Origin of the sequence: Vibrio sp. 10N.222.52.B12 (assembly GCF_002875385.1) — a bacterium.
Classification (GTDB): domain Bacteria; phylum Pseudomonadota; class Gammaproteobacteria; order Enterobacterales; family Vibrionaceae; genus Vibrio; species Vibrio jasicida.
Map to the genome: position 1 here is coordinate 1 of NZ_MDAW01000108.1, position 26821 is coordinate 26821.

A 26821-nucleotide genomic window follows, 5' to 3' on the forward strand; every position below is an offset into this window, starting at 1 on the left:
AACCGATTTGAGTCACGACCAAATACTTTTTGTTAATAGAGCAAGGTGTACCTATGGACAGGTTGAGGTTAGCATATCAACTTTTAGAGAATGGCGATGTCCACATGCTCTTAGAGTACCACCACGCACCACATACCTACCTCCTTGATATTCAAGTTAACGATATTTCTTTAGCTACTCCTTTGCATTTCGAACAGCAAATCCTTAGCTTTAACAACTATGGACTATGGGTTAACCAACAGTTGCTTGGAGACAGTCAATCACAGATGAAACTATGGCGAGAATTTCTTGAACGCTATCAAACTAGCAAAGTAAATCAAGAAATTGCCCTCAGTAAATTTTTAAGTATTCAGGAACAGTAATCGAGCATGACGTACTTTATCAAGAGGTCGTTGAAACTGATAGTATCGATGCTCTGATTAATCAAAGCCGTAGAATACCAAATCTGAAGAATTGTGTCGATAGTGAAACTGAACAAGCAGTTCTCAAGTACGCCATAGACTTCCCTGCACATGGTCAAGTCAGAACAAGCAATGAACTGCGTAAACTTGGTGTGTTTATCTCTCCTAGTGGCGTTCGTTCAATCTGGCTTCGTAATGACTTAGAAAGACAGGTCGCTGAAAACGGTATAATTCTAACGGACGAGCAAGTTGCAGCCCTTGAGCGCAAGAAATATGATGACGAGGCTTGTGGTGAGATAGAAACCGCGCACCCAGGCTATCTCGGCTCTCAAGGCACGTTTTATGTTGGTAACCTTAAAGGTGTTGGACGCATCTATCAGTTCATATCAGGACAACGAACCCAATAGAGTCGATGTTCGCTACAGTTCGCTTACGCACTAACAAGGTATGCGCCCCATCAATCCATAATATGATCTTAGTTCCAAGGTAGGAGTACATCGATATCTGGCTCTGCTTTTGCTAGCTCTTTCATGCACTTGACCACCTTCTAACTCAGCATGAAGCCTGAAGTGCGCCTGCTTAAGCAGGCGCACGATCCTTTTATTCTCTCTCTGCGTCAGCTCTTCATCTAACAGTAAGCTAAGCCGTTCTTCGAAGCTCATTTCTTGGTAAGTACTAGGGAGTTCATTTTGATGCTCTAAAGCGCTTTATTATGCCTGAGAGCTTCAGTTGGTTATGTATGGCTTGCATATCGACTTCCTGTGCTTAGTGATAATACTCACTGCCTCTTACGTTGCAGTGTTCTAGATCCGCTAGATGATCTGAAGTAGGTTGAGGGAGAGGCCTCTGGTCGAGTCCTTTCTCTAAGATGGATTTAATTCCTTTGAGTCGATAGACACCGCTCGCTTGCACGCGTCATTCAGCCGATGATAACCGTAGGGTTTATGTCGTTGCATGAACCCCATAAGATAACGATACGCTTGGGTCGGAATCTTTACTATCGAGGATATGGTTCATCAGTTTTACTGTCGAATCACCACTTACTGCCCCCCATTTTAAGAAGCGTTCAGGTGTCCATTGTGCATACTGACGGTGATTTTCTGGCATATGTTTTTCTAATGTACTGTAACCGAACTGCCGTTTCCTTGGGTGGCTAGAGACAAGTTGACCGTTATGGTAAAGCGTGACCAGTTCATCGCTTATATGCGCCTCTAACTGCTCTCGCAGTAAGCGGTATGGTACTGAGTAGTAATGCCCTTCAAGCTCTACATGATAGTCCATATGAACGCGCACCTTTTTTTACGTAGGTGTATTGATACGCTTGCTGTGGGAGCGCGTTAAGCTCAGGTTTATCGAGCTGAGTGAAGAGTTCGTATCGAGAGCTCTTTAGCTTCTGCATCGGTCTTTGATTGAGTTCGACCAAGAGTTCCTTAATACGGTAGTTGAGTGAACTCAAGCTGAAGAAGGTTTCATGACGGAGCTTAGCCATTATCCACCTCTCTACGATTTGGACGGCAGTTTCTACCTTTGCTTTATCCTTAGGCTTTCTTGGCCTTGCAGGCATCACAGCGACACCATAATGTGCCAACATCTGTTGGTAAGTAGGGTTAATATCGGGGTCATACCGACATGCTCTTGTTGTACTGCTTTTTAAGTTATCAGGAACCACGATTTCGGGGTGGCCTTCCAGGTAGTCAAAGCATCGAACATGACTCATGACCCAGTCTTCAAGCCCTTGCGACCAAGTGGCTTCAGCATAGGTTTAACTTGAAGCTCCCATCGTTGCCACGAAGATTTGAGCCGTTCTTATTTCTCCGCTATCAGGATCGACAACGTCCATAGTAGGGCCACAGTAATCGATAAATAGCTTTTCGCCAGCCTTATGAACCTGACGCATCGAAGGCGACATGGTTTTGCTCCAAGCCTTGTATAAGCGGCAGTAGTGATTGTAGCAGTAGTGACCATCGCTATTACGTTCGGCGTATTCTTCCCATAAAAGCTGAAGTGTCATCGTTTTAGAGTAAGCGTCTCTAAATCGACTCATTGACTTTCAAGCCTCAACACAGATACCGCCAACTAAGGCGGTATCTGTCATTCGTGCGTATTTTGCTACGAGGAGGAAGCTTCGGTTTGGGGCATGTTCCAAGGAAGCAGATGACGATGATCATCACCGTATTTCAACTTAGGGATTTCTCGCAGTACGTATTCTAGATATTCATACGGTTCACAGTCGTTCGCTTTTGCCGTTTCGATAAGGCTGTACAACACTGCACTGGCGCGAGCGCCATTGTGAGTATTGCTAAAGATCCAGTTGTTTCGTCCAACCGTGAACGGACGTACTGAACGTTCCGCGCGATTGTTATCCAGACTTAATCGACCATCATCAACCACACGCCTCAGCTTTTCCCATTGATTGAGGCTGTAGTTAATCGCGACCCCAAGCTTGCTCTTAGGTAGCACCTGAGTCGCAGACTTATCTAACCAAGCTTTGAACGCCTTCAGTAATGGCAAGGTCTTTAATTGCCTCTGCCGGTACCGCTCTGCTTCGGGTTTATCTTTTATCTCTTGTTCGATGCGATAGAGCTTCTGGAACCACGTGATGGCCCACTGGATTTTGCCACCTTTGCCTTGTTTTCCTTTCGGCTGACTTTGCTCCGCTTCAATGAACTTGCGCCTTGCATGCGCCCAGCAGCCAACCAGTTTCGCTTCCGTTTTCTCGTAGGCTTCGTATCCATCGACATGCAAGTAACCATCGTAATCCGATAAGTACGACGCTGGACAGTGGTGTCCGCGGCTTCCGTCTTGGTAATCGAACAAGACGATACCTGGTGATTGCGCATCGCCTCCTCGGTCGCGGCCACATCCGTACAACCAGATGTAGCTTTTCTTTCTCTCATCATTCAAGACCGTCAATGTGGTTTCGTCTGCGAACAACACCTCTTGAGCAAGTAACGTCTCTTTGAGCAGCGCGATGAGTGGCTCTAGCTTCTCGGCACACTTCAGTATCCACTGACTCATCGTTTTACGACTCAGCTTGATACCATACTGACCGAACAGCGATTCTTGTCGATTGAGAGGCAACGCGTAGTGGTATTTGTTTGCGATGATTTGCGCTAACAGAGACGGCGTGGCGAAGCTTTTAGGGATAATGGATGGCGGTGGCGGCGCCATCACCACGGTGTTTTTCTCCCCTTGTTTATCGCACTGACGACAGACGTACTTGGGTCTTTCCGTCACTTCGACATACAGTTTGGCCGAGAGGTACACCAGTTTTTCACTGGTGCTTTCACCCATCTTGCATAGCGTTGACTGGCAGCATGAACAGACCTTGTCTGAGTCTGGAACATCAACCACGACGTGTTCACGCGGCAAGTCTTCGGGCAGTTTAGGACGACCGCGACGAGATTCAGATGACGTACTTCCTTTGTCTTGCTGCGGAGGCTTTTTATGGTCGCTCTCTGCTTCTTCAGTGATGTCATCTGTATCGGCGTGACTTTCGGCCTCGTTGAACTCTAAGTCTTGAGGAGGCATCGTCTCACTGCTGGCGCCAAAACGTTTCCGTCGTGCTAAGTTAAGCTTTTCGACCAGAGATTGGATGGTTGACTCACTCTCGCTTAGCGATTGACGAAGCGCATGTACGGTCGATTCACTGTCGCCTAGCGACTGACGTAGGTGACAGACTTCTTCCTCAAGGGCATTCAGCCGCTTATCTTTATCAACAACTAATGCTCGCAAGAGAGCGATATCATGTAGGAAGGTATCATTATTCATACAAGGAAGACCTACATAAGCTAGGCTAAGTTCCTCATATGCTGTTATTTTTTTTAGCTGAGGCTTTGATAATTCAAGGCGCGATGCGGCTTCATTTTTTCGATGTCGAGTCCGTCGAGTAACCATTGCCACTGCTCTTGTGAGAGTGACAAGGTGGTTCCGTGCATCTTTCGTGGCCAAGAGAACTTGTCTTCTTCTAGGCGCTTCTGCCATAGGCAGAAGCCGTTACGTTGCCAGTAGAGTACTTTCAGCTTATCGCGGGGTCGATTACAGAAGACAAACAGTGCTTCAGAGAATGGATTGAGATTCATATGTTGTTCGACGATCAAGCTCAAGCCGTTGATCCCTTTTCTAAAGTCGACCGGAGCTTTGTGCAGATAGATGTCAGTGACATCAACGAACATCTTCATTTGGCCACCTCTCGAAGCAGTTCAGCGATCCACGCAGGCGTGACAGAGGTGGGGATATGAAGCTGACAATCTCCGGCTTCCAAACGTAGAGATGGTAACAATCCTGATTTTCGATGAGGTTTTGGCTCTGGATGCCCCTCTACATCAGGTTTCGAGACTTCAATAAATGGCGCCTCTGTAGGAGGCTCTATCAAGTCACTGAACTTACGGCGGTTGTTATCAAACGTTTTGATATTGATGTCATGAAGTTTACAGAACTCGGAGGATGAAAGACCGCTATGGAAAAAGTCTTGGACAATATGTTGCCATTCTTGCGGCGTTCTAATTGGGCTTTTGTATCGAGACATGCTGGCTACCTGTGAGCTAATTACATTGAGCAGGTAGGCTATCGATCTTTGCTATGTCATTGAAGGTGCAGATTTAAAGACGCTTACAGACAGGTTCGTAGAGTGGACAACAATGAGCATAAACATCGAGGGCAGAACTACGTGACTCCCTCAGAAAGACATGCGGGTAAGGACAGTGACATCTTACAAAAAAGATCGGTAGTCCTAGAGGTACGCCGAGAGCAAAATCCTGAACGTTGCTCAGGAGAAATCAGGAACTGCAAACCAGTTGGTGACGTTCATCTAAATCCAGAAAAAGAGGTTGCTTAAATTAATAAGCAACCAGTGACAACTATCTTGAAAAACGCTGGAACTAATACAATTTAGTTAACAACAAGTACGTGACTCTTTGTTCCCGTGTATTCCATTTCTATGTGGCGCCCTATTAATAACGATTGAACCTCTCGCTTAAAACCTACGACGCCTTCACTGACAGAAACGTCATCTATCGTACCTTGCGTGAAATGCAGCGTCACTCGAACCGATTGCTTCCTTAATCCATAAACCACCATTAAACGACGTAACTCCTGATTAAGGTCGGTAAAAAGTGTCGAAATATTTTGCTCGACTTTGCCCGATTGATTGTTTTTTTCTCGGTTAAGTAGCCCGCTTTTATTGTCGAGGTCACGACCTTGGGATACCGCATTTTCTCGATGATAGTTTCGTGCGTCCACTATCTCTTTGTCGACACCACCATTGATATCAACCACAGTCGGATTATACGCTCTTTTTTGTGTGGAAGCGGTTTCTTTTTGAGAAAGCGATGACGCTTTAGAAATAACTACTTCTGAGCTTCCCCCCAAGCTTGTCTCAAACATGGCATTCAATGCTTGCGCATCCTTATTCACTTGAGTCACAACAGCCTCTGACTTTGGTTCTGGTTCTGGTTCTTTTGCCAGCATAAAAATGGCCTCATCCTTTGTGTCAATCTTTATGTCTGATAGCTCTTCAGATCGAGTACGTGCTGGCGATGTGCTCTTTACCAACGAGGCTCTCTTCTCTTCTGTGTCAAGAGTTGAAGTGTCTTGGGAGACGACTGGAGCTAACATGAGCAACACAGCCTCCTTCTCCTCTTCCTGCACCAAAGGCTCAGGAACCGCAAAGTCTGCCAAGCGACTCCCAAACAGCATCAGCCCGATTGAAAAACAGGCCATCAAAAGTAGTAAAAAGGTATTTTCCCGCTGCTCGCTATACAATAATTGCATCTATACCTCTTACTTTTGTGCAACCACAAGATAAACGTTTTTAAAACCAACACTTCGACCTAGCTCGATAAATTGGTTGACAAAGGAATAGGGCACCTCCGGCGGCGCTTCAATGGCCAATCGCTGACAAGGCGAGGTTTCACTCGCCTTTTGGCAATATTGCGTCATCGCTTCCGCGACGGCATCAAGTCCATTGTCCACCGGTATTTCTTGCTCAGAAAAATACGCCACCGAGCCACTGGCAAGCTCCAGTACCTGTATGTTACTTTCTTCATCAAGTAAGACGGCCTGCGTTGAGAGCGGCAAGTTGGAAACGTGCTGCCCCATAACCACCCCTTGCTCGTCGTGCACATTAAACAGCAGAAAAAAAACCAGCACAGTAAAGATGTCCATCAACGACACCAAATTCAAACCTGCGGCGCTCTTCTTTTGGCGATTCATCATCAATTGTTGAAACGGTACATTCATGGCTATTTCGACACCTCTACCCTTACCGAAATGGATGGGAAGACCTTGAAAAACGGAGAAAGTACATCGAACAGTCCCACTATTTCTTGGTAGCTATAAGACGATTCAAGTGACACCGTCAAAGGCGCCGGGGTTGACAATGTCTGAAAATGCATTCTTAACGCCGAAACCAAAACCTCTTTGTCCGCTACTTCATGCACAAACAACACCGACTCTCCGCGAGACAGCAATACATCACTGTCCGTCACTCTAAGCACATAAGGCGTCGCGCCCTCCTTCGCAAACACATCGTTTGCGCGAGAATAGACATCGTAATGCGCCAGCAACGAAAACTTGGCGCTCACCAATAGGACCGGTATCAATACCACCATCAAACTCAAAAAGGGGGTAATGTTTAGCTCTGTACCATTCTCTGAAGCCTTTCGATTAAAAGGATTCGATTTCATATCAGTCTCGCTTCTGATAAAGCTTGTTTTGTACCGTAGCACACCCAACTTGAAGACTTTCTACTGCTTTGTTTGATGCATTATCGATAAAGACATACACCAACAGCAGCGGAATGGCGATCATCAAACCAAAAGCGGTCGTATTCATTGCTACCGATACCGACTCAGAAAGGAGCGTCGATTTTTCAGGGCCCGTTGCTTGCGCCACCGACGCAAAACTTTGAATCAAACCCATTATAGTACCAAGCAAACCCAATAGCGTCGCCACGTTCGCTAACGTAGAAATAACTGTCGTACGACGACTTAAGCGTCGAACAGAATGAATGGCACTGATGCCCACCAACTCTTCAAACTCTTCCTTTGAAATCGAATTTGTTTGATACGTTTCCAGTGCACTGCGAACGGTGTCTGCAAGAACTGAACGACTTTGCGTTAACTGAGACAGCGCTTCGTTCGGCTCCGAGGACATGCCATCAACAAACTGACGAGTATCTTTCGCGATTTGATGGCGATAATTCAGCATCACCACCATACGCTCAATCACAATCGCCAACGCAATCAGTCCAACCATCGCGATTGGAAGCATAAAAACGCCACCACTTTTAAAAAAGGTCATCATCATTTCAGTCATTGTCTTCCCACTTGATTTTTTGATTCATAAATTCATACAGCGCCTCATCCGATTGGTCTTCGTCGACCAAAACCGGTGATGGCAATAAATATTGGTGAAGTACTTCATTTTGAGATTGTGCATCAATAAAGGTAACGCCCGTGTCAACACCTGTCTTGTCATTCGTCGGTACGTCTTGCGCCCATGCGCTCATGCTTTCCATGGTACAAAAGAGCAATACGCCAAGTAAATGTGTTAATTTCATTGCAACACCTCTCTCGCCCAGTTCGTCCAATATTGCGCTAACTTGGCATCAACAGATTCAGGAAATGCAGAGCCGCTCAATAGCGTTTGATATTGTCCGCTCGCAATGAGTGCATGTACGTAACGTCGAATTAGCACCTCATCCACAATGGGTTCGTTGCACGCTTGAAAAGCTCGCACATACGTATGCGCTTGCACTTCCACTTGAGAAAGCTGCGTGACACAAGATAGTGCGGTTTCACTATACAATACCGGCTCTTGTTCTTGCGGCTGTGGTTGCGGACTCTGCGCACACCCCGTCAGTACCAACAAAAACAATCCTATTGACCATGGTTTCATTTAGTTTTTCTCCATAAACAACACGGCATCAAGCACTCGAGTGTCCATCACGCCTTCCACTCGCTGCTCAATAACTTGATGAGCGTAATGCCTTGCTTGAGCCTCTCTCTGTTTCACCTGTTCATTCAATACAGGCTTTAACCCCTCAGGGGCCATCACCGCTTGTTGATTGAGAAATTGCCCCAGTTGCCATTCAAGCTGCCCTAACAGCCACAACTGTGTACTCGCATTCGCCGCTGGCGCGGAAGTCAATGAAATTTTTAATTGATGGTACTGTGCCAACGCTTGTTCAATCGCCGCCATCATATCGGCCTCTTCAATATGAAAAGCCAATGACGCTTCGAGCGCCTGAAGTTGCAGCATTTTTTTGACACCATCGTTTGATACCTGGCGAAGGCGCTGCTGAACTTCTTGCGACAAAGACGAAAAGACGCTGTCTAGATAGCGCACCACCTTGATTTCATCCATATCAAGCAAGGGCTCTGGCTGCGCTAAGCGCATCAAAAGATACTCCACCGCTTTTTCTTCCTGGTCGTGCGACATAAACCAATACGCTAAGGCCAATGCGTTCTCCTTTGGCGCTTGCTCTAAGCGAGGAAGGAGCAATTCAGACTGCCCCTCTTGACGCAATCGTTCGTTAATTCGGGCGTTCATGTCTTTTTTCTGCGCGTCGGTTAATGCCAACACAACACCAATCTCACCCAGCACATTCAAACGTTCAAAAGTCAATGGCTCAGCCTCCACCGCAAAAAGTGCCGCATCCAAACGCATGGCCGCATCGCCTTGTTGAGCCATGGCTATCATCGCCGGACTATGACCACTTTGCTTCATCGCCATGTAATCCATTTGATTTTGCTCCTGAGAAAGCGACGATATCATACTGTCAGGCAGCACTACCCGCTCCCACACAACCGATGAAAAGCATTGCTGTGCCAAATCAAACTCATCGTGAGTGACAAATTGATGCCCTTTTAGCGCCCTCACTTCCACCGGGACCGCATCACTACATTGCCCAATCAATCGGGCATAAGCATCCGCCATAGCAAGCGTGGTGTTATCGGTTTTAAGCGGAAGAGCAAAGAACCCTTCAAGCAACAGGATTTGAATTGATGGGGGCAAAGACGTGGAATATTCGCTCACAATCGTTTTACGCTCTTGCGTCAACACCGCCAATGCCACAACGTCTGAATAAAAAACGGGAGGGCGAGAGGCGCTGTAACGATAAATGCGATTTTCGAGATACGCTTGCTGCGTCGCTGTTTCGACTTCACTCAGACGCCGTTGTGCCTCTAGCCATTCATCAGACCATAGTGATTGTTGCGCTTGATTACGTTCATCGAAATAGTATTGCACCAACAAATGACTGTAATCATTCACATCGTTCTTTTCACCAACAACGCCCTCTCCCGCCACTGCGGCAACGAGGTAAGCTTCCATCAGTTGACGTTCATCACGAACTAAATCATGCTCTTTAGCAAAAGCCACTAACGTTTGACGATAAGCCTGTTGAGCAGAGGGTTCTGCTATGAATGACAAACGGCGAAAGCGCTCGTCCAAGGATTTAGTATACAAACCGTTGCGCTCGTAAACGTTCGCCAACTGCAGAGCAAACGCATCATCACCTTGCTCAGGAAAGTGCAATGAATCACTCGCCACACCATCATTAATCACCATATCTTGAGCCACATTCAGCGCCTGCTCTTTATTGTGACGGTACTCTTCCGATGACAAGGCATTGAATACCTCCACCGCTTGCGATGTGCGGTTCAACTGCAACAACCCCGCTACCCACAATAAACGATAAGATGATTGCTCTGATGACGGTAAACGAGTTATGGCCGCCACCCCAGCTTCAACATCGCCATTGAGCATCCGTGTCTGAATGTTCATCTGATGCAATGTCGATTGATACGGCGCATAATCTGATTCAGAAAGCAAAAAGTTCACGTTATCTAAAAAAACTAACGATGAGTCCACTGTCACTTTTTGACTCTGCTTAAGCAAAATATTCATCACTCGCTCTGGCGCGGCGCCTTCACGGACATACTGTTGAAGCTCGTTCGAAACAGGCGCTTCCAAAGCCGCAATGTAATCGGTATATAATAAAGGCGCTCCTTGAACGCCCCCACTTAGGAACCCACTCAGCATTATCGTGGTTAATATTGTCTTATTCACCGGCCTGCTCTCTTTTGTAAATAAAGTAGCGAAGGATGTGTTTTTCCACTTCGATGTCACTTCTCAGCTGCTCTTCAAGCACAGAAGCGGCGCCATCCAATTGACGCCCCAGCGAGACCACTTGCGACTTCAGTTCAAATAACGCATCATCACCCTGACGCACCTCCAATAACTGCCTCTGCTTTTGATTGACCGCTTGCAAGGACTTCAAATAACTCAATTCTTTACGGTAATGACGCAACTCACTACGTGAAGGCAAGGCCGGAATATCTCCCTTACCCGTAGCGTAATAATAAAGCTGCTCGCGCACTTCGATGTCGGCTTTCAATCGGTGGATGTATGAATCAAGGTCGGAAACCGTTTGCCCTTGTGTTAACGCGTGATAGACTGGCAACAACTCTGAAAACAAATGCGTATCGCCATCATTCAGCGCGTGATAACCCGGCGCTAATACCTCATCAAGCACCATCTCATCAGATAACGACGCCGCACACACATCAAAACTTGCTGGGCACCACGCTGCAAACACAGACCAATCCACCTCATCACTTGCAAAGGCTGAAGAGCATAAAAAAAAGAAAGCGCCGACCCAGAGAGCACTAATACGCTTGCACATACAATTTCTCCCCTAAAAAATGAGACCTAACGGACAGCAGTACATTGAATCCTTTTCCTTCCTCTGCCACCACAAGCTGAGTAGACTCAACCCGACGAATCGCTCCGCCCTCTTTCTCTTGCCCAATCAAAGCAAAGCGTAACACCTGCTTGCCATCAGGCAACGGCGCTTTCAAGCGGCCTGCTCGACCCGACAACGGAACACGAAATTCACGACCATCTTCCAACGTTAAGACCAGTGATTGCCACTGAACATCCGTCGCATCCGGCTGAACGAAGAATTGATTGAACTCAGATTGGTCAGCGCTAACCGCTTGTGAAATCTGCTCAGACAAAGCAAAGGTATTGGCGCGTAACGTCTGCATGACTGGCGGCACATAATCATCACTGAGCAAGGTGGTAACTGGCGCCTGACGCGACCAATACGCACGAACACCCAACGTAAACGCATTCGGAGACAGCGTTCCCTTATCGCCAACAAAGAAGCGATAGGCACCAAACACATCCCAGTACTGGCTCAGTCGATAGCTAACCTCAACATCTGGAGTAAACGCCCAACTACGCTCATCCTCTCGAACTTGACAACAACGCTCCTGATGAACGCTTGCCACGCCCAAGCCGCTTTTTAGGGTGAGGTCATCCATGAGAAAATGCTTCCAGCGATAAGTGCCAGATAGTGCCATCCAACTAAAGCGACCTTTGTCATTTTGAAGTCTCTCCGAGTCCGAGCGGGCGAGATTAAATTCGGCCCCCCAAGGTGATGACGGAAAGTTCACGCCAACTCCCGCCCCCCATTGCTCGGTGTCCGCTCCCACGCCAAACAAACCCTGTGCGTAAAGCTCAGAATCCACCATAAACTCGTTGTACGCAGGGGAGAGCGCCAGCGCATCCGCCGCGCCATCAATCCCCAAACGATACCCCAAATAGAACTGATTTTGGCTGTGATAACCTTCGTCAAGATGATACCGGTACCCCGCCGTCAGCCAGGAAAAATCACTAACACGATAACGAAACTGATAATCGCTTAACCAATGCTTTCCGAGCAGTGAACCAAACCCAATGGAAAACGCCCAACGCTCATTTAACTGAAATGCCTTACTTAACTGCACCTCCGCATCCAGTTCGTGCTTATTTTTGGAAGCGTTAAAGTTAGACAGCAAACCGCCCCCCACCTCAACCCAAGGCAGTGAGTAATACGCAACAACCCCACTACTCAACTCATCTCCTGAGTAAAGGCGAGGCTCAATATACCATGACGCTTGCGAGGACGAACTCAGCAAGAGCGCTATCGTCCATCGTTTTTTCATTAACAACGCTCCTTAAAGCTGCATGCATTTGTTTATAGATTTTTCGCGAAGGTAGGTAGCCAAATTCACCGTGCCACTACGGTTGCTCGCAAACTAAATAATCTCTTGGGCTGTATGCAGAATAAAAAGTCGCATATTCATCATACGACAGTGTACGTCCGCTCTGACTATTTTCACAAGTAGGGTAAGGACATCGAATTAAAGCAGGTGCACGCTCTCCACCACCAGGCACAGAGACATATGCACTTAGCCTCCCATACATATCAACTACATTCCCATTCACATATTGTGCAGGGTTAGGGTAAGGCTCATGGAAAAAGGAACTAATATCTTGTCTATATTTAGAATTTAAAACATTAGATGCAAAGTCTTCTGATATCTCATAATAACCATGATAGCGACATCCCCTGTATGCGTTAGGCTCATGAACTTCAATAAGCCCCCCAAAAAAAGTCGCGTTAAATTCGCTCACGATTCCTGTATATGTCCCAACAGCTACAATAGTAAAATCATCGGGCAAGTTTTTAGAAGGGTCGATTGTTATGGTTCCTGTCGTCGTCATAGATATTCCCTCAACCTCAGGACTTCCCGCATTTTTAATAGACCATTGAGTGGGAACCTCGTTTTGGGCACTGTCATATAACTTATAAGTTTCAGAGGCTAGATGACCTCCAGCAAGAGAATATTGAGGGAAATAGGTTTCACCTTCTAGTATATATTCGGTATCGACAAAAATCTGAGCTTGTGCCACCCCATAACCGCCTTTATGATCACTCACCACATACGTCACATAGTGTGTTCCAGGATGGAGGGTCTCAAAGGTAAACGAAAGATTGCTAGGGTCATTCGGCGCCGCCAATTCAACCGTCGCATTCCATGCCTCGACTTGAATAAGTTGAATATCATCGCCGTCAGCGTCAGTTACATAAGAGCTGATATCAAACGTGTATTTAGCACCCCCCCCATAATTGCTACCATCAGATTGCTCAGTAAACGACGCTCCTTCCACCTCTGGCGCATGATTTCCTGGGCCCGACACCGCCACATCAACCGTCCCCATTAAAAGTGCACTGCCATCGGCGTTCGTCATGGTGTACACCAAACGCGTCACTCCCTGAGCATTCGCATCATAAGTAATTTCATCCGTCGTACCGTCACCACTGGCAACGCCATCACCGAGCACTACAACTTCACTATCGAGCGTATAACCGGCGGTTAAAATTGGATCACTCACGTCTATCGTGATGGTATCCCCCACTTGCGCCGTCTCAGATTTTGGTGCCAACAGCGCTGGGTCTGACGTCAGGTTTATCATCACATTGCTTTGCGCACTCACAGACTTCGCGTGCACGCTCTCTTTTGGGTGGTTTTTGACCGTGTAATCATAAAAACACATGTCGGGCACATCCGCTTCGAGCGTAAAGCTGAGTTGCTCTCGATTGATGCTCGTGGGCGCAGGACAATCAGAATGACTCACCGTCACCGACTCCAGTGTCACCGGCAACCCTTGCGGGTCAACCACCGCTTCTTTCAAAGACACTTCCGTTTGACCATCCGCCATTGACAGTTGATTAAAGGCATCACTGGCTAAAGGCGCCAGAACATTATCGGTTGTGGAGGAGGCGTTATCCCCTTCTCCACAACCAATCAACCCAAGCAATAACAAGCTTGCTATCGATTTTCGCCACATCTCTCTCTTCTCCACTATGCGCTAAAGACGATGAGCATCAACACATTCGCTGCAATCATATAAGCCACCATCACAAGTAAGGTTCGCGTTACACTCATGAGTTCATCCTCACTCTCTCTTATCGTAATATCGACACGACATTCAATGAACGGCCATAATTTGGACTTAACGCGCCATGTTGCTTGCGCCATCGACGTTAACACCAAAGCCAATAAACCTCGCGTTCTCATAGGTTTTCCTCAAAATACACCACCACTTGGTCAAAATAGTGCCCCGTCTCGACGTCATCGGCCTGAGCCTCAAAGCTCGCGAGCAAATCAAAGACCAAGAGGCTTCCAGACCCAGGCACGGTGGTTTCACCATTCGACAATTGGAGCGCACCGTCAGTAATGACGTCAGGGTCAGCGCAGCTTGGGCAGCGCAGACTGTATGGAATGGCACTGTTGAGTGACGTATCGCTATGCTTTAACTCATAAGCCCCATCACCATTGTCATCAAAACTCAGTTTCAATCCTGAAGTGAACCCCCCTCGAGCGGTCACAACAAACCGTGTTTCGCCCGACACAGAATGATTGGTTGTATCGTAGTCAGGGGCCATCACGCCATCGCCAATAATGGTGACGCCCGTCAAAAACGCGGGAATGTAATGTATCTGCAGCGTCACGGGCACCGGTCCAAATTGACGATAAGTCCAAGCCCCACCTTGACTGCGATACATATAAAAAGGCGCCACCATAACGTGACCACTGTAAGTGCCTTGAGGCACCTTCGCTGCCGTAAAGGCACTGGTTAAGTCTGCATCATTCAATGTGATGAGCGGGCGAGCGAACTGAAAGGGAGTAAAATGCACCGTCGATTGATAGGCATTCCCTGCCACGCACCCACTCCCGATAGCCAAAGCCACGGCTGGTTGTAACTGATACGTTGAACAGGTGGTTCCGCCGCCCGGGGTACTGCCCTGTTGAGAAAACTTATCGGCCGCCGCACCTAACCCGTAATGCATGCCGCTGACCGCAAGTGGCACGGTCACTTGATTGCCCAAAGCGTCTTCGAGCACCACACTGGTTCCTGGCGCCGACATGAACGTCCCTGGTGACCACTCCATTGTTGGCGGCAAATTCCCCATGACTTGCCAGTTCGTACTGGTCAAATAACCAGAAACCCGCATGCCGTTTTGCCAAAATAGCTCTTGCCCCGTCAATTTCGCACTCAATGTCAAGGCCTGCGCAGACCAACCGACAAGGAAAAGGCTACAAATTAAAAGTTTTTTCGATAGATTGATCATGATTGGCAACTCTGACACTCACAGGGGCATCGTCAAAAGTTTCTGGTAACGTGATAACTTTATGACGCTGCGCCAAAATATGATGGACAACACGACACTGTGCTTTCTCTTTCGCACTCTGCTGCTCGTGACATTGGCTGAGCTCCACCTTAATAAAGGTGTTCCCCGTATTGGTGACTTCAATTTGTCTTTTCGACGCTTGATAGTCCCACTGATAATCCACTTTTTGCTCTAAGGCAGGGATAACGTAGTACGGCCCCATGCCAAACAAGAAATCCACTTGCTGCCCCTGCTTCGCATCAACCTCAGCAGAAGGAAAAAAACGCACCTGATACACCAAATCTTCGCTGCGATCACAATTGGTTTCACATAGATATTTCACCGTAAAGTCACGCACTTCCCCCACCTGTAACACAGCCTTTGTTGGGTTAACCGCTAAATCCCAAAGGGGAAAATTATCACGCGTCAGAGGCACCTTTTTTATCTCTCCGTCATGCAATTCAATCCTTAACACTTCGGTATTCAGATATAAGGCTTCACGCCCCTGATTCGATACTGTAAATATCTCATTGCCATTTTTGTTGCTCGACTTGAACAGAGTATCAACGTGAAACGTCGGCGATGCGGCCACTTGAGAAGCCATCACCATCAACCCCATAACACTCATCGATTTCATTGCCTTTAACATTAGATTCCCTCAATCAAATTAACGATATACATACGACGGGTTGCTTTGCTCTTCCAAAGCATAAGCGGAAAGTGACCGAACTAAGTCCACTCCACGATGCGCTAAATATTGAGGACTGCGAACAAACAAGAAAGTACGTTTACCAATATTCTTCTTCACAAGCTCAGCCTCAGGGTTTTGCTCCGTTAACTCTTGGTGATAAAACTCCAATTGCTGTAACGTCGCAAACTCACCCACGTAGTAGTAATACTGCCCATCTTTACCCAGAGCTAATTGCAAGCCATCCACGTTGTCAAACTGTGGCATACAGAAATTCTGACCTAAATTTTGTCGCTCTGCCATGTTCGGAGATGGAATAAAACAGCGTTGGTTTAACGCGGTTTTGAGCTGAAAAGGCAACCCTTTACTCACCCGAAACTTGAACACGCCCTCGGTCAATTCCTCTACGCTTACACACCCCTCACCAACACACTCAACGCGGTCTATCGGCTCACCTTCCACACTCGTGAACACAGAGATGTAGGAGCGCACTTCTCGGTTATCAACCCCAAGAAGTAATGAAGTTCCAGGGTAACTGCTGCCTTGGGCAAAAGAGTCTCCTCGATTGTGATAATCACTTGAGGAATCGTCCAACATCACTTGATATTCCTTATAACTCTCAAGCGGATAAGCCAGCGCCTTTTTATCAATAGGCAAACGCCCCCCATTGCCACCGTTCTTTCTCAATTGCGCCACGGTCAAAAACTTATCGCCATCCTCTTGTAAAGACGTCGCTTGCTCTCCTGAGTTTTTAACCAATAGATAACTGTCTGCTCGCTCTCTTGTCTGGAACCAATCGCCCCCACTCAAGATGGTGCTGGTTTGCATGTCACCATACCCACTGTATTCACCATCCGTATCAACATACATCATGCCACTGCCTCGCCAGTGGTTATCTTGATATCCCCCACTGACCGTTACGTCTCCAACGGCCGTATCTGCGATATCAACACTATCCATGACATAACCAGAGCCACTCACTTCCACGCCTAGATTCGCCCCTTGTGGCATATCAAAACGATGCCCATATGTCGCTCGATGATATTGAGACTGCCCTGTACTGCTATCTTGGTGCGTGAAGTTGTAATTCACATAGTCATCCCCCGAGCTAGACAAAGGCAATGAAATGCTCAAGCTAACACTCCATTCATCAAGTCCAATACCATTGGCATCGCTTTCAAACTGCGTGTTCATCACATTTCCGTCTAAAGTGCTACGCCAAGGCCCTTGCCATGAATACCCCACGGTCAAAGAACGATTGGATTGGTATTCTTTATCGAGCCAGTTATCCGGCTGATAAGCCGTAAACTCCAACTCTCGATCAAAATTGGAGTAATAGGCGTAAGCGTTTCCCTTCCACACCCGTTGACTCCAGGCCAAAGACCATTCGGTGTAATCGCCAACTCCATACAGGTAGTGCTCCAGAGATACCGACTCGTCGTCGAGAATTGCGTCATCTTGAAAGCGGTTCCAACTCCAAGAAATACTCCCCAACCTTCCCGATGCTTGCACGTAATCACTGCCACTGCCGAAGCGCCCTAAGACGGCATTCAATGAAAACCAGGAGGTAGGTTGATATGTCGTCGCCACCTTGGCATAATGCATTTCTCGGGTATTCATTAAACTCCCTCCAACTTGCCAAGCCGGCATCACTTGCGCCATCACTTGACCTTGAAGGTACCCCGGATTTTCCCACTCTTCTTCGTAAGGAAGCTGCTCTTCAACCCACTCAGGAAAAACCGATTGAGAATGGAAAAAACCCGCCGTAAATAGCATGTCGGTCTCTCCTGGCGCCAACGTGGCATTTACTGTGTTATAAATCTTACGAACTTCGCGATAAATCTCTTGCCCACCCGCCTCGACGGTAAGGGTTAAATCGTGTATCCCTCGCGGTAATTCACTGTAAGATACATACTGCTGACCAGCACTGACGTTGCGCTCCAAAACCGGACTGCCATCGTCTCGCTTTATCTTTAGACGCCCTGACGAAGGAACCGAAAAGTAGAGACGTTGCGCGGTTTCTTTGCTTTGATACTCCAGCTCGGAGGTAGTCCCCAACGTCACACGTACGCTGCTGACTTTTTCATCCGTATCGAGAGCTGATGTCGCGTTCCAGCTGTCATCCACTTGGTCTGAAACATACCCCATATGCAAACGCCAATGGCCGCTTAGGTAATTCCAACTCAGCTCATCCACGTATAAGTAACGGTCGTATTCGGTGTTATCGCGATCGGTGGTTAGGTTCACATCACCACGCAAATAACCATGTGTTAACCCTGCCACCATTTCACCACCGTAATAACCGTAGGACTGGCTATCGAGCCCCGCTCCGACATTCACATCGTGATGCACCACAAGTGCATGCTCTGAAATCTTCTCGTCAATAAACCGTGTCGACTGCGCCTGTTTCACCATCAACGACGATGGCACCAAGACACGCACTTTGTTTTGACCGGACACCACCACTACTTGAGGTGACTTGACCTCGTTATCGTCAATGGCGCAGGTATCTCGGCGCCCAAAACAGAACGACGAACTTGACACCTCATTCATCAAAGACTTCGCCAGCGAAGCCGCCACGTCGGGGGCGACGTATTGCTCCAATAAAAAGGCGTGTAATTCTGCGTGCGTCTTCGCTGAAAAGCGCACAGACTGACCACTGATCTCACCAGGCAAAGACCGCATGCCATCGTCATTGACGACCAAGGTAATGTCGGCCGGTACTAATGTCGTCAAACCTTCAAAACCAGCAGGCGCAGCACTTAAACCGCTGCTCGTGAACATACCAAAAATCAAAAACCACTTGTTATAACGCAAGTTCAGCCTCCAACATGACCGTCCCTTCACACTGCACTGCCTCATCGGTGATGACCTCACTGATCAGCGTCAAAACGTGCTTATCTCCCAAGAAACCATCATCTTGTGAAACCAACAACCGCCCCTCTAAAGGAGTTTGCTCATCAAAAGGGACGCCTCCTAAGGTCAAACTCATGACATCACTTTGGGTCACTTCCAAACTATAAGGGCGACGGCAATAAGAAGTGTTACGCAGCAGAGAAAGAGTGTATTCAAACCCAACCCCTGATTCGCCATTAGGAATGTCCGATGACACCACCACCGCAACATCATGACTTTGGAAACGCTGCTGCTGCTCATCAAATGCTAGCACCACCTGATTCGGCTGCATATCCAAAGAGATGACGTACGGATACAACTCCGTTTTATCGATGTATGTCGAAAGAGGTAACACCTCTTGAATGGGCGCGGCAACGCTACCAAAACTCAACAGACCTAGCCACCAGTAACGCATACTTTACATCCATAAAAATACCACAACACAGTAAGGCAGGTCCCCTGCCTTACTGTGACCGATTACGAGCCGGACTGCTCTATTAGATAACACCCGCATTTGCTTGAGCCATGATCACCGCTTGGACCGCGATAGCATCACCCGGTACGACCGTACCGCCCGCACTCGGGGTAACAGACTCTGCGCCAAAGGTCACAATGTGATCGCCTGCAGTAGTGCTCACTGGCGTTCCTTCAACCAAGTCAGCACCGTTCATCGTGATGGTAATGTCGGTCGCCGCATCATACGCCGTGTGTGTCACAGCGGTACTGATCAAACTCCAATCCACATCACCATCATACAGTTCAGGACCAGGCTCCATTTGAGAACCGTCTTGTGCAGTGCTGGTGTCAATCATCTCATGCGCTTCGACAACGACAGGACGTAGCGCAGTAAAGGCGCCGTCTTCTTCTACATTCAGCACACCCGCCTGAATGTCACCGCCACCTTGACCTGTCAGGCCAATCTCATTACCGTTAAACACTCCAGGCACAAAACCCACCCATTCAATAGTCGCGCTTGATGGTGCTGCATGTACACTTTGTCCGATAAGACCTGCACTAAGTAGGGCCATCATCATTGCTTGTTTTTTCATTACGAATACCTATATTAATTTATTGCTATTCCATACATTTAAGCTTTCATCCTTTATTGAAAACCCATTTACCTAAAATATGCAGGCATCATTGATGCCGCACTACTAAAGCCTATAAACCTTACAGCAACTAACAAGGTCGCCCACGTCCATGTTGAACACAACATCCCAAATACATCGTCCGCATTGCCGAAAAAGACTTCTTTGCAGCTCAGCAAGCATCTCTAGCTGCAATATGTGAGCTAGACGAGTGCGCTTGCCTGTACAATAAAATAGACTCCCCCGACTGACTCACATCAAAAAACGGAGCGTAATTTAACATATAGCTCACAACTTGAAATAGGCAAATAAAAAATACAATTCAAAAAATGCCAACCAATAAAATAACTATCTTGAAAAACGCCGCAGTTTGCATTGTGGTTGTTAAAAAACTAAGATTCGTACATCTTTGTTGTAGTTTTTGATATTTATTTAAATTTTAGGTAGTGCTATGGAATTTGGGCGTATATTCAAAGAGCTTCGTATTAAAAACAATATGACTCAAAAAAGCGTAGTGAAAAAGTTTCATGAGTTAGATAATTATAGCTCTGATTTATCCTTTATCGATGTGGTCTCAATTAGCCGATGGGAAAGAGGAGTAACAAGACCGATTAAATCAAAAATTATCTTAGCATTAAGAGTTCTTGATGGTGATATTTCTAATTTATATAAAGAATTGAAACTTAGAAATACAGAAAGTGAAAGTAGAGAATATCTATCTTTTTGTAAACTTGTAGAAAGCACCGGAAAGCTCACATACATAGCAATCAAGCGAAATTTTGAGGCCTCTGAATATAAAGATGTTGCATACTCACCATCAAACCCATTAACAAAGAAAAAGGAAATTGAGTTTATCGCCGAGTATTTTTCAGGTAAAAGAAGCAATAAGAAAATTTCATTAAACATAGATGACTTAATAAGTCAGCAAGTTAATGGAGATGTTAGATATTTGTGTAGATACGATAAAAATATGAATATTGTAGCTCATTCTTTTTGGGCTAAGTATTCTAATTGTCAGAAAGTTTCATTCATCGAAGCTTTCAAAAATGCGCAGCAAATTCAACCTTATCGAAAAGGAAATGAGTCATTTTTATACATTCCAGATTTTACTTGGCATAACGAAGATTGGTTTTTTTTTGTTATTGACCACCTACTTATAGAATTATTAAAAAACAATAGCATACTGAAAGTTTATGTTGCGTATCACTTAGATGTTAGCTTATCTATATTGAGTAAGTTAGGGTTTAAGGTTACATCGTTAAGGAAAACTGATTATGATAAAAAAAATGAAATTAAGTTGGCTGAGATTGATTCCCACATATTACTTTCTAACGTTGATTTGATGAACAGGGTTATAAAACTGGCGACATAGCCGCCTGAGCGAGCTCCGCTCGAAAGCAAAGAGACTTAACCTTCACAGTGTGCCGACAATTCTGCATTACCCTACTGGTCATGCACTTACGAGCACTCAGACAACTTTTCTCTCGGAATGGCACCTGGCTGACCCGCCTTCGTTCTGTGGTTGCTTTGATAAGTAAAGGTTTCGAGTGAGATGTCACTGATAGTAAAACTCAGTGAACCTTTGTCGCCACCTTGTGGGCTAAAGTCGTAGCTATCAAGCTGATGCGTTTCGAAAAGCGCAATCGCTTCTTTGCCAACCACTTTGCAGTCAATGAACGTTCTTTCGTTGTCATCACCACGTAAACACGCAATGGTGGCAGCGTAGAACGGGTCACCCTTTTTAGGAATTACCTTTCTGACACGATTTAGATAACCAAATCCGTGAGTGTGAAGGTCCATGTAAGAGTTTTGATTGTTACCAGACATAATATTTTCTCCGAGACAGGCTGCACGAGAAAAATTACATCCCCACTAGGAAAATAATTTTCCCGTGTGGGTGGTAAAAAGTAGGTGTATCGCACCAAAGCACTAAACTAGGCTAAGGGCAGTCAAAGTGATGCATTCCAACCGCTTATCAAGTAAGAAGCCGCGACACGTTTCAGAGCGCCATTTAAGGGGGGTAAACCCCGTGTGCTTAACACTGCGCGTCAGTGTTCAACGTTTTACCCTTTGAGGATAACAGCCGACTGTGACTTGTAAAGTGATATTAATCACATTACAAAGGCAATGTCTTATTTGAGCTATAATGACACAAAGTCTTATTACTTTCGGAGAGGTTTGAAATGCCAGATATTGACAGCGCAGCCCTGTTTTTTGCTGAAGATATTGATGCTCTTGAGCGCTTCCTCAAAAGCCCTCTCTCTTGTCATATGCACATTTACTGTCATTTCGAATATCGAACACTTAAGACATGGCATATCCAATGGCTGTCAAAACGAGATATACAGTCTGTGAGCTTCTTTGACTCCCATACTATCTACCCTCCCTTTACTTAAAGAGCGCGCTTTCTTCCCCCAAAACGTCGCCTTTGACCGACTACGGCTGATTTTTTACAAGATAGTCGCCTTTATATCTTTTACGCTAGCGCAATTAAAAAACATATCTCATACTTATTTTATTGAAAAATGAGACTTTCCATCTCACTTAATGGAGCTAAGAATGCGACGTCTACACCCTATCGATTCGCTGGTGATAAAACTTTTAGGCAAACAAGGATTGATTAAAAGAGAAGCGCTGAAATGCCTCAATGATAAGGTATACCGCCTGACTCCCGAAGAAGTAGAGCTCGCCATGCAAGAAGCATCACGAGCAGGTCAAAAAGCAAAAGAAGCTTATATTGAGCAGCTTATTGAACGTAAGCGTGAAACGTTTTTCACCGAACTTAGCCATCAACGGAATCAACCTTTGTCGCATCAAGATAAATCCGCGTGATGGTCAGTAGCCTCATCACGCTTGCTAACAACCCATCGAACGATAAAGGCCAAGCTGAGATCCGCCTGATTCATGGTCTCGATAAACAGCCACTCGCGTGGCGTTACCGGCGCATGCCCTGCCTTTAAAAGCGTGGCATTCACTTTTTCAATGTTAACCATTAAATCAATCTCCCCAAAAAAAAGAGCCGCCGCAAGCGGCAGCTCGAAGATCGTCAATGTGTCATTTAAGTCACGTAGTGATTGACTTAGTACAGTTTTCAGCCTGTCGACACAGAGTAACGTTATCTGAACACGAAGATAAGCACCTATGTGCATATGTATGTTTTATTTCACACTTTCTCTTTAAAATTGGTGGCACTGCCCTTCTGTCTTTATCGCTGCATGAATGAGACGAGCAGAGCCACCTTGTCTTACGAAAGCACAAGACCCGACCATCGTATCAAGAGACTGGATGAGCGTCACTTTGATTCTAAAAATCATTTGTTTTCGAGTTCCTCCTCTCTATTAGCGCAGAGTGGGAACTTGTTCGCTATATTTATTAACAATAGGAAACTCCAAAAGTCATTTTTGGTTACTTTCGGAATAATAATGAAGAGAAGGTAGATAAATTCATGGCACTTAACACACTTCTTAAAGCAGGCGTTATCGCCGCTGCCGTGACGAGCGCTGGTAATGTCAACTCTCAAGAGTTTATTACTATCGGTACGGGCTCTGTTACCGGTGTTTACTACCCAGCTGGCGGGGCTATTTGTAAATTGGTGAATAAAGGGCGTAGAGAACACAACATTCGCTGTTCAATAGAGTCAACTGAAGGTTCAATTTACAACGTCAACACTATCCGTGCAGGTGAGCTAGATTTTGGTATCGTGCAATCAGATTGGCAGTACCATGGCTACAACGGCACGAGCAAATTTGCCAAGCAAGGTCCGTACAAAAAACTGCGTACCATGTTCTCTCTTCATACCGAACCTTTTAACATCATCGCACGTGCCGATTCTGGCATCGAGAGCCTTCAAGACCTTAAAGGAAAACGTGTCAACATCGGTAACTCTGGCTCTGGTGACCGTGCGACAATGGAGGTCGTGATGGATGCGATGGGCTGGACGAACGACAGCTTCAAACGTGCATCTGAGCTACGAGACTCTGAGCGCTCACAAGCGCTATGTGACAACAAAATCGACGCGTTCATTTACATGGTTGGTCATCCAAACGACTCAATCAGAGCAGTAACAACGTCTTGTGATGCGAAACTCGTTTCCGCAACCGGACCAGAGATCAACGAGATTGTTGTTGGCAACTCTTACTACACATCCAGTGTAGTACCTGCCGGTATGTACAGCGGTACAGACCAGAACGTAGACAGCTTTGGCGTTGCAGCAACCATGGTAACAACTTCTGATGTTTCAGATGATGTGGCTTACAACGTTGCAAAAGCGGTATTCGAAAACTTCGACACGTTCAAACGCCTACACCCTGCATTTGCAAGATTGAAGAAAGAAGATATGGTAAAAGCGGGCCTTTCGACTCCTCTTCACCCTGGTGCGGAGAAATACTACAAAGAAGTAGGCCTGCTTAAGTAACGGCTGACTTCAAGCTCAGTAAAAAAATGAACCGAGCAAACTCGTGCTATGGATAGCTGACGGCTTAGTTTGAGATCTAAATCAGGGCTTTCTGCAAAGCAGAAATGCCCCCCTTAAAGCTGTTGCCAGTTTTACTTGACCACAATTCTTTCGTTTTGTTAGCATTGCAAGAGTTAAGTCAGCATCCATCAGAGATATGATCTGCAAGTACAACAGACTCAAAACTCAAAGAAGCGTTGAGCTCACGAACCAACAACTCAATAAAACCCTGCACATCCACACTGTCCCAGAGATTAATCGTAATGTGTTTCACTCGGCAGGCATCTTGCAAATCACGCCCTGTCGGTATGTGAACCTTAGACACGGTATTGATCGTAATTTCGAATGAGTCCGCACTCAACACATGGATTGACTCATGCGCTCGATAACAATAGTGAGTCAGTGTTTTTCCTGACCATATAGGCATCAGCGCTTGCAGCAGTTCATCAAAGCTGACTTTGTGTGATGGGCGACTTGCAGTTTTTTCACGCCGTTGTAGATATTGCGCCTGGAGACGCCGGTGATAAACGATGCCAGCTCATAGGTGTGACCATGTTTGATGCGAAGGCGCACCGCTTCGCGCGTTGGCTCTGGAAACTCACGTTTAGAGTAAAACGACAACAACGCCTCAAGCTGCGTTTCGGTCAGAAATTGTCTCATTCATTTCTCCCGTTTTTTTCAATTTTTGAGCTGGCTAGCCGACTCACTTTTTACTCTCTTTCATTTCCACCCTTGTTTTAATGCAGCGATGCGCCGACAAGAACCCCCACCATCAGGCCAAACCCTATCCCCCAACACAGAATTCGTGTGTTGTTGGCATAAAACGCTTTACGTGTCATTTGCATATCGCCTCCGGCTCCAGCCTCTGCGTGCTGGCTTCTTTTCCTGCGACAAACCCATCAGCCCATACGTCCGCAGCCACGCCGCGATAAGGGTTACTGAAACAAGATTGCTGGCTCATCGCCGCATCAAATCCTTGCTGATAAGCCACATCCAACGACGTGCTGTCTTGTGGCAACGTGACGAACTCACGCAGTAAAACACCCAGCGCCATCACGACCACGATTGACATCATGATTATCATCCGCCTATCTCCTTACCTAATTTGCCTTTGTCATCAAAGTGACGTTTCTGGCAACCTTGCTTCCACGCGCTACAGCTCCAGTAAAAACTGCCTTTGCTCTTGCCTGACTTGCGCACCAGTACGCCTTTGCCGCAGGTGCATTTCTGGTTTTTAGCCGGCTTGCCGCGAACGCTATCGAGAATAAGGCCGCATTGGTCACGCTCTTCACACGCCCAGAACGGCTTCTTGCCATGTCGAAGGCGCATGGTTTTACCACACAGTGGACAAGGCGCGGTGGGTTCAACCACTTTGGGTAGGTTGATTTGCAGTTCACCCGATTTCACCTTGCTGATAATCGCACGCACAAACCCCTCTTGGTTTTGCATAAACGCTTCTAGGGTGGTGGTTTTGTTGGCAATGCCTTCAAGTGCTTGCTCCCAAATCGCCGTCATCACTGGGTTGCTCACCTCATTAGGCAGCGCCTGGATAACGCCGCAGCCTGCCGCGGTGCTGAGCAGTTTCTTGCCTTTGGCTTCAATAAAGCCGCGCTTTTTCAGTGTCTCGATGATGGCCGCGCGCGTTGCTTGGGTGCCAAGTCCGGCGGTCTCTTTTAAGATGGCTTTAAACTGAGCGGGGATGTTGTCGCTGCGCGCAATGTTGGCCATCGCATCAAGATAGCGATGCTACGCATCGAGCTAGGACGCTATTAGTCCATTGATTTTATTATCATTCATAGTGCGCTATCCTTTCCTTATCAACCCACTTTTTACGCCATCACCTCTCTTCCATTTAGGTATTTCATTGGTTCAATATTCCCATCGCAAGCGTCGCCGACATACGCCAAAAGAGTTTGTTCCGCGAGCCACAAAACTCTTGTTCGAAAAGGACAACGCTTGGGAAAAGGTACTGTGGAAACATGCTCAGACTTTTAGCCTCTGGCAAATCACTTGCGTTGAACGCATGCTCGCATGTGGCAGCAACCTGATGGGTGCCAAACACTACGACTGCGGCACTCCAAACTGCCCGCATACTAAGGTTATCTGTCAAAGCTGCAAGACGAAGGCTTGCAGCTCTTGTGGCACTAAATCCACCGAGCAGTGGATAAACACTCAGCTTGATGTTATGCCAGACTGTGAGCATCAACACATCACGTTCGTAAGCGTCTCTAAATCGGCTCATTGACTTTCAAGCCTCAACACAGAGGTCGTGACTCAAATCGGTTG

Annotated in this window: 30 protein-coding genes and 3 pseudogenes; 6 read left to right on the forward strand and 27 right to left on the reverse strand. The window is 46.6% G+C overall.

Features of this window, described 5'->3' with window-relative positions; all coding sequences use genetic code 11:
• Positions 1–53: 53 nt before the first annotated feature.
• Together BCT11_RS08665 and BCT11_RS08670 are read left to right on the forward strand one after the other, a co-directional pair.
• Positions 54–362 carry a hypothetical protein gene (locus BCT11_RS08665; RefSeq protein ID WP_102388003.1) on the forward strand — a complete coding sequence of 103 codons (309 nt, stop codon included), beginning with the start codon at positions 54–56 and terminating at the stop codon, positions 360–362.
• A pseudogene (locus tag BCT11_RS08670) lies at positions 362–781 on the forward strand (IS481 family transposase); the annotation flags it as partial. The gene BCT11_RS08665 and the pseudogene BCT11_RS08670, both read left to right, overlap by 1 nt.
• Positions 782–1166: 385 nt before the next feature.
• Here the strand turns inward: BCT11_RS08670 and istA are convergent.
• The 20 genes and pseudogenes from istA to BCT11_RS08775 form a co-directional block, all read right to left on the reverse strand.
• A pseudogene (gene istA / locus BCT11_RS28355) lies at positions 1167–2433 on the reverse strand (IS21 family transposase); the annotation flags it as partial.
• Between the two features lie 77 nt (positions 2434–2510).
• Positions 2511–4172, reverse strand: a complete 1662-nt coding sequence (locus BCT11_RS08685) for an IS66 family transposase (protein WP_241909000.1) — start codon at positions 4170–4172, stop codon at positions 2511–2513.
• Between the two features lie 53 nt (positions 4173–4225).
• Positions 4226–4582, reverse strand: a complete 357-nt coding sequence (tnpB, locus tag BCT11_RS08690; protein ID WP_102388006.1) for an IS66 family insertion sequence element accessory protein TnpB — start codon at positions 4580–4582, stop codon at positions 4226–4228.
• Positions 4579–4929 (reverse strand): hypothetical protein, encoded by a 351-nt coding sequence (locus tag BCT11_RS08695; RefSeq protein WP_102388007.1) that lies wholly within the window; start codon positions 4927–4929, stop codon positions 4579–4581. Before BCT11_RS08695 ends, tnpB begins: the two co-directional genes overlap by 4 nt.
• Positions 4930–5291: 362 nt before the next feature.
• Entirely contained in the window at positions 5292–6173 is an 882-nt protein-coding gene (locus BCT11_RS08700) for a hypothetical protein (RefSeq protein WP_102388008.1), read from the reverse strand.
• Positions 6174–6182: 9 nt separating this feature from the next.
• Positions 6183–6641: a biopolymer transporter ExbD gene (locus BCT11_RS08705; RefSeq protein ID WP_102388009.1), complete on the reverse strand. Its 459-nt coding sequence runs from the start codon at positions 6639–6641 to the stop codon at positions 6183–6185.
• A 2-nt stretch (positions 6642–6643) separates the two neighbouring features.
• Positions 6644–7087, reverse strand: a complete 444-nt coding sequence (locus BCT11_RS08710) for a hypothetical protein (protein WP_102388010.1) — start codon at positions 7085–7087, stop codon at positions 6644–6646.
• Between the two features lies 1 nt (position 7088).
• Positions 7089–7718 (reverse strand): MotA/TolQ/ExbB proton channel family protein, encoded by a 630-nt coding sequence (locus BCT11_RS08715; RefSeq protein WP_102388011.1) that lies wholly within the window; start codon positions 7716–7718, stop codon positions 7089–7091.
• Positions 7711–7962 carry a hypothetical protein gene (locus tag BCT11_RS08720; protein ID WP_102388012.1) on the reverse strand — a complete coding sequence of 84 codons (252 nt, stop codon included), beginning with the start codon at positions 7960–7962 and terminating at the stop codon, positions 7711–7713. The genes BCT11_RS08715 and BCT11_RS08720 overlap by 8 nt, the downstream gene beginning before the upstream one ends.
• Positions 7959–8300 (reverse strand): hypothetical protein, encoded by a 342-nt coding sequence (locus tag BCT11_RS08725; protein WP_102388013.1) that lies wholly within the window; start codon positions 8298–8300, stop codon positions 7959–7961. Before BCT11_RS08725 ends, BCT11_RS08720 begins: the two co-directional genes overlap by 4 nt.
• Positions 8301–10475: a hypothetical protein gene (locus BCT11_RS08730; protein WP_133152140.1), complete on the reverse strand. Its 2175-nt coding sequence runs from the start codon at positions 10473–10475 to the stop codon at positions 8301–8303.
• Entirely contained in the window at positions 10468–11091 is a 624-nt protein-coding gene (locus BCT11_RS28135) for a hypothetical protein (RefSeq protein ID WP_198593931.1), read from the reverse strand. Before BCT11_RS28135 ends, BCT11_RS08730 begins: the two co-directional genes overlap by 8 nt.
• Complete coding sequence (locus BCT11_RS08740; protein ID WP_157939356.1) at positions 11075–12397, reverse strand: hypothetical protein; 1323 nt, start codon at positions 12395–12397, stop codon at positions 11075–11077. The genes BCT11_RS28135 and BCT11_RS08740 overlap by 17 nt, the downstream gene beginning before the upstream one ends.
• 76 nt (positions 12398–12473) lie before the next feature.
• Positions 12474–14087, reverse strand: coding sequence for a hypothetical protein (locus BCT11_RS28360; protein WP_241909001.1), 1614 nt, complete (start codon positions 14085–14087; stop codon positions 12474–12476).
• A 14-nt stretch (positions 14088–14101) separates the two neighbouring features.
• On the reverse strand, positions 14102–14317 hold the full coding sequence (locus BCT11_RS08750; RefSeq protein WP_102388016.1) for a hypothetical protein: 216 nt from the start codon (positions 14315–14317) through the stop codon (positions 14102–14104).
• Complete coding sequence (locus BCT11_RS08755; protein ID WP_102388017.1) at positions 14314–15372, reverse strand: hypothetical protein; 1059 nt, start codon at positions 15370–15372, stop codon at positions 14314–14316. Before BCT11_RS08755 ends, BCT11_RS08750 begins: the two co-directional genes overlap by 4 nt.
• Positions 15338–16060, reverse strand: a complete 723-nt coding sequence (locus BCT11_RS08760; RefSeq protein ID WP_102388018.1) for a hypothetical protein — start codon at positions 16058–16060, stop codon at positions 15338–15340. The genes BCT11_RS08755 and BCT11_RS08760 overlap by 35 nt, the downstream gene beginning before the upstream one ends.
• A gap of 18 nt (positions 16061–16078) precedes the next feature.
• Entirely contained in the window at positions 16079–18916 is a 2838-nt protein-coding gene (locus tag BCT11_RS08765) for a CS1-pili formation C-terminal domain-containing protein (protein WP_241909002.1), read from the reverse strand.
• Positions 18906–19409 (reverse strand): hypothetical protein, encoded by a 504-nt coding sequence (locus BCT11_RS08770; RefSeq protein ID WP_102388019.1) that lies wholly within the window; start codon positions 19407–19409, stop codon positions 18906–18908. The genes BCT11_RS08765 and BCT11_RS08770 overlap by 11 nt, the downstream gene beginning before the upstream one ends.
• Positions 19410–19491: 82 nt before the next feature.
• Positions 19492–20043, reverse strand: a complete 552-nt coding sequence (locus tag BCT11_RS08775; protein WP_102388020.1) for a hypothetical protein — start codon at positions 20041–20043, stop codon at positions 19492–19494.
• A gap of 490 nt (positions 20044–20533) precedes the next feature.
• On the opposite strand from BCT11_RS08775, the gene BCT11_RS08780 reads away from it, so the two are divergent.
• The gene (locus BCT11_RS08780; RefSeq protein WP_102388021.1) at positions 20534–21454 is read left to right on the forward strand and encodes a helix-turn-helix transcriptional regulator; all 921 of its coding nucleotides are present in this window, start codon (positions 20534–20536) and stop codon (positions 21452–21454) included.
• Between the two features lie 86 nt (positions 21455–21540).
• On the opposite strand, the gene BCT11_RS08785 is transcribed toward BCT11_RS08780, so the two are convergent.
• Positions 21541–21909 (reverse strand): DUF3577 domain-containing protein, encoded by a 369-nt coding sequence (locus BCT11_RS08785; protein ID WP_102388022.1) that lies wholly within the window; start codon positions 21907–21909, stop codon positions 21541–21543.
• A gap of 732 nt (positions 21910–22641) precedes the next feature.
• Here BCT11_RS08785 and BCT11_RS08790 point away from each other — a divergent pair.
• The gene (locus BCT11_RS08790) at positions 22642–22914 is read left to right on the forward strand and encodes a hypothetical protein (protein ID WP_102388023.1); all 273 of its coding nucleotides are present in this window, start codon (positions 22642–22644) and stop codon (positions 22912–22914) included.
• Here the strand turns inward: BCT11_RS08790 and BCT11_RS08795 are convergent.
• Positions 22896–23132, reverse strand: a complete 237-nt coding sequence (locus BCT11_RS08795; RefSeq protein ID WP_133152141.1) for a hypothetical protein — start codon at positions 23130–23132, stop codon at positions 22896–22898. The two genes, BCT11_RS08790 and BCT11_RS08795, sit on opposite strands and share 19 nt — an antisense overlap.
• 126 nt (positions 23133–23258) lie before the next feature.
• A complete protein-coding gene (locus BCT11_RS28035) occupies positions 23259–23396 on the reverse strand; it encodes a hypothetical protein (RefSeq protein ID WP_157939357.1) in 138 nt (45 codons plus the stop codon).
• Positions 23397–23527: 131 nt separating this feature from the next.
• On the opposite strand from BCT11_RS28035, the gene BCT11_RS08800 reads away from it, so the two are divergent.
• Positions 23528–24496 carry a TAXI family TRAP transporter solute-binding subunit gene (locus BCT11_RS08800; RefSeq protein ID WP_102388025.1) on the forward strand — a complete coding sequence of 323 codons (969 nt, stop codon included), beginning with the start codon at positions 23528–23530 and terminating at the stop codon, positions 24494–24496.
• A 178-nt stretch (positions 24497–24674) separates the two neighbouring features.
• Here the strand turns inward: BCT11_RS08800 and BCT11_RS08805 are convergent, their stop codons facing one another.
• The 4 genes from BCT11_RS08805 to BCT11_RS08820 form a co-directional block, all read right to left on the reverse strand.
• On the reverse strand, positions 24675–24962 hold the full coding sequence (locus tag BCT11_RS08805; RefSeq protein ID WP_133152143.1) for a hypothetical protein: 288 nt from the start codon (positions 24960–24962) through the stop codon (positions 24675–24677).
• Positions 24962–25195, reverse strand: a complete 234-nt coding sequence (locus BCT11_RS08810; protein ID WP_102388038.1) for a hypothetical protein — start codon at positions 25193–25195, stop codon at positions 24962–24964. Before BCT11_RS08810 ends, BCT11_RS08805 begins: the two co-directional genes overlap by 1 nt.
• Positions 25196–25370: 175 nt before the next feature.
• Positions 25371–25619: a hypothetical protein gene (locus BCT11_RS08815; RefSeq protein WP_102388039.1), complete on the reverse strand. Its 249-nt coding sequence runs from the start codon at positions 25617–25619 to the stop codon at positions 25371–25373.
• Positions 25616–26263, reverse strand: a complete 648-nt coding sequence (locus BCT11_RS08820; RefSeq protein ID WP_241909003.1) for a DNA topoisomerase — start codon at positions 26261–26263, stop codon at positions 25616–25618. The genes BCT11_RS08815 and BCT11_RS08820 overlap by 4 nt, the downstream gene beginning before the upstream one ends.
• Positions 26264–26399: 136 nt before the next feature.
• Here BCT11_RS08820 and BCT11_RS08825 point away from each other — a divergent pair.
• A pseudogene (locus BCT11_RS08825) lies at positions 26400–26753 on the forward strand (transposase zinc-binding domain-containing protein); the annotation flags it as partial.
• Positions 26754–26821 lie beyond the last annotated feature (68 nt).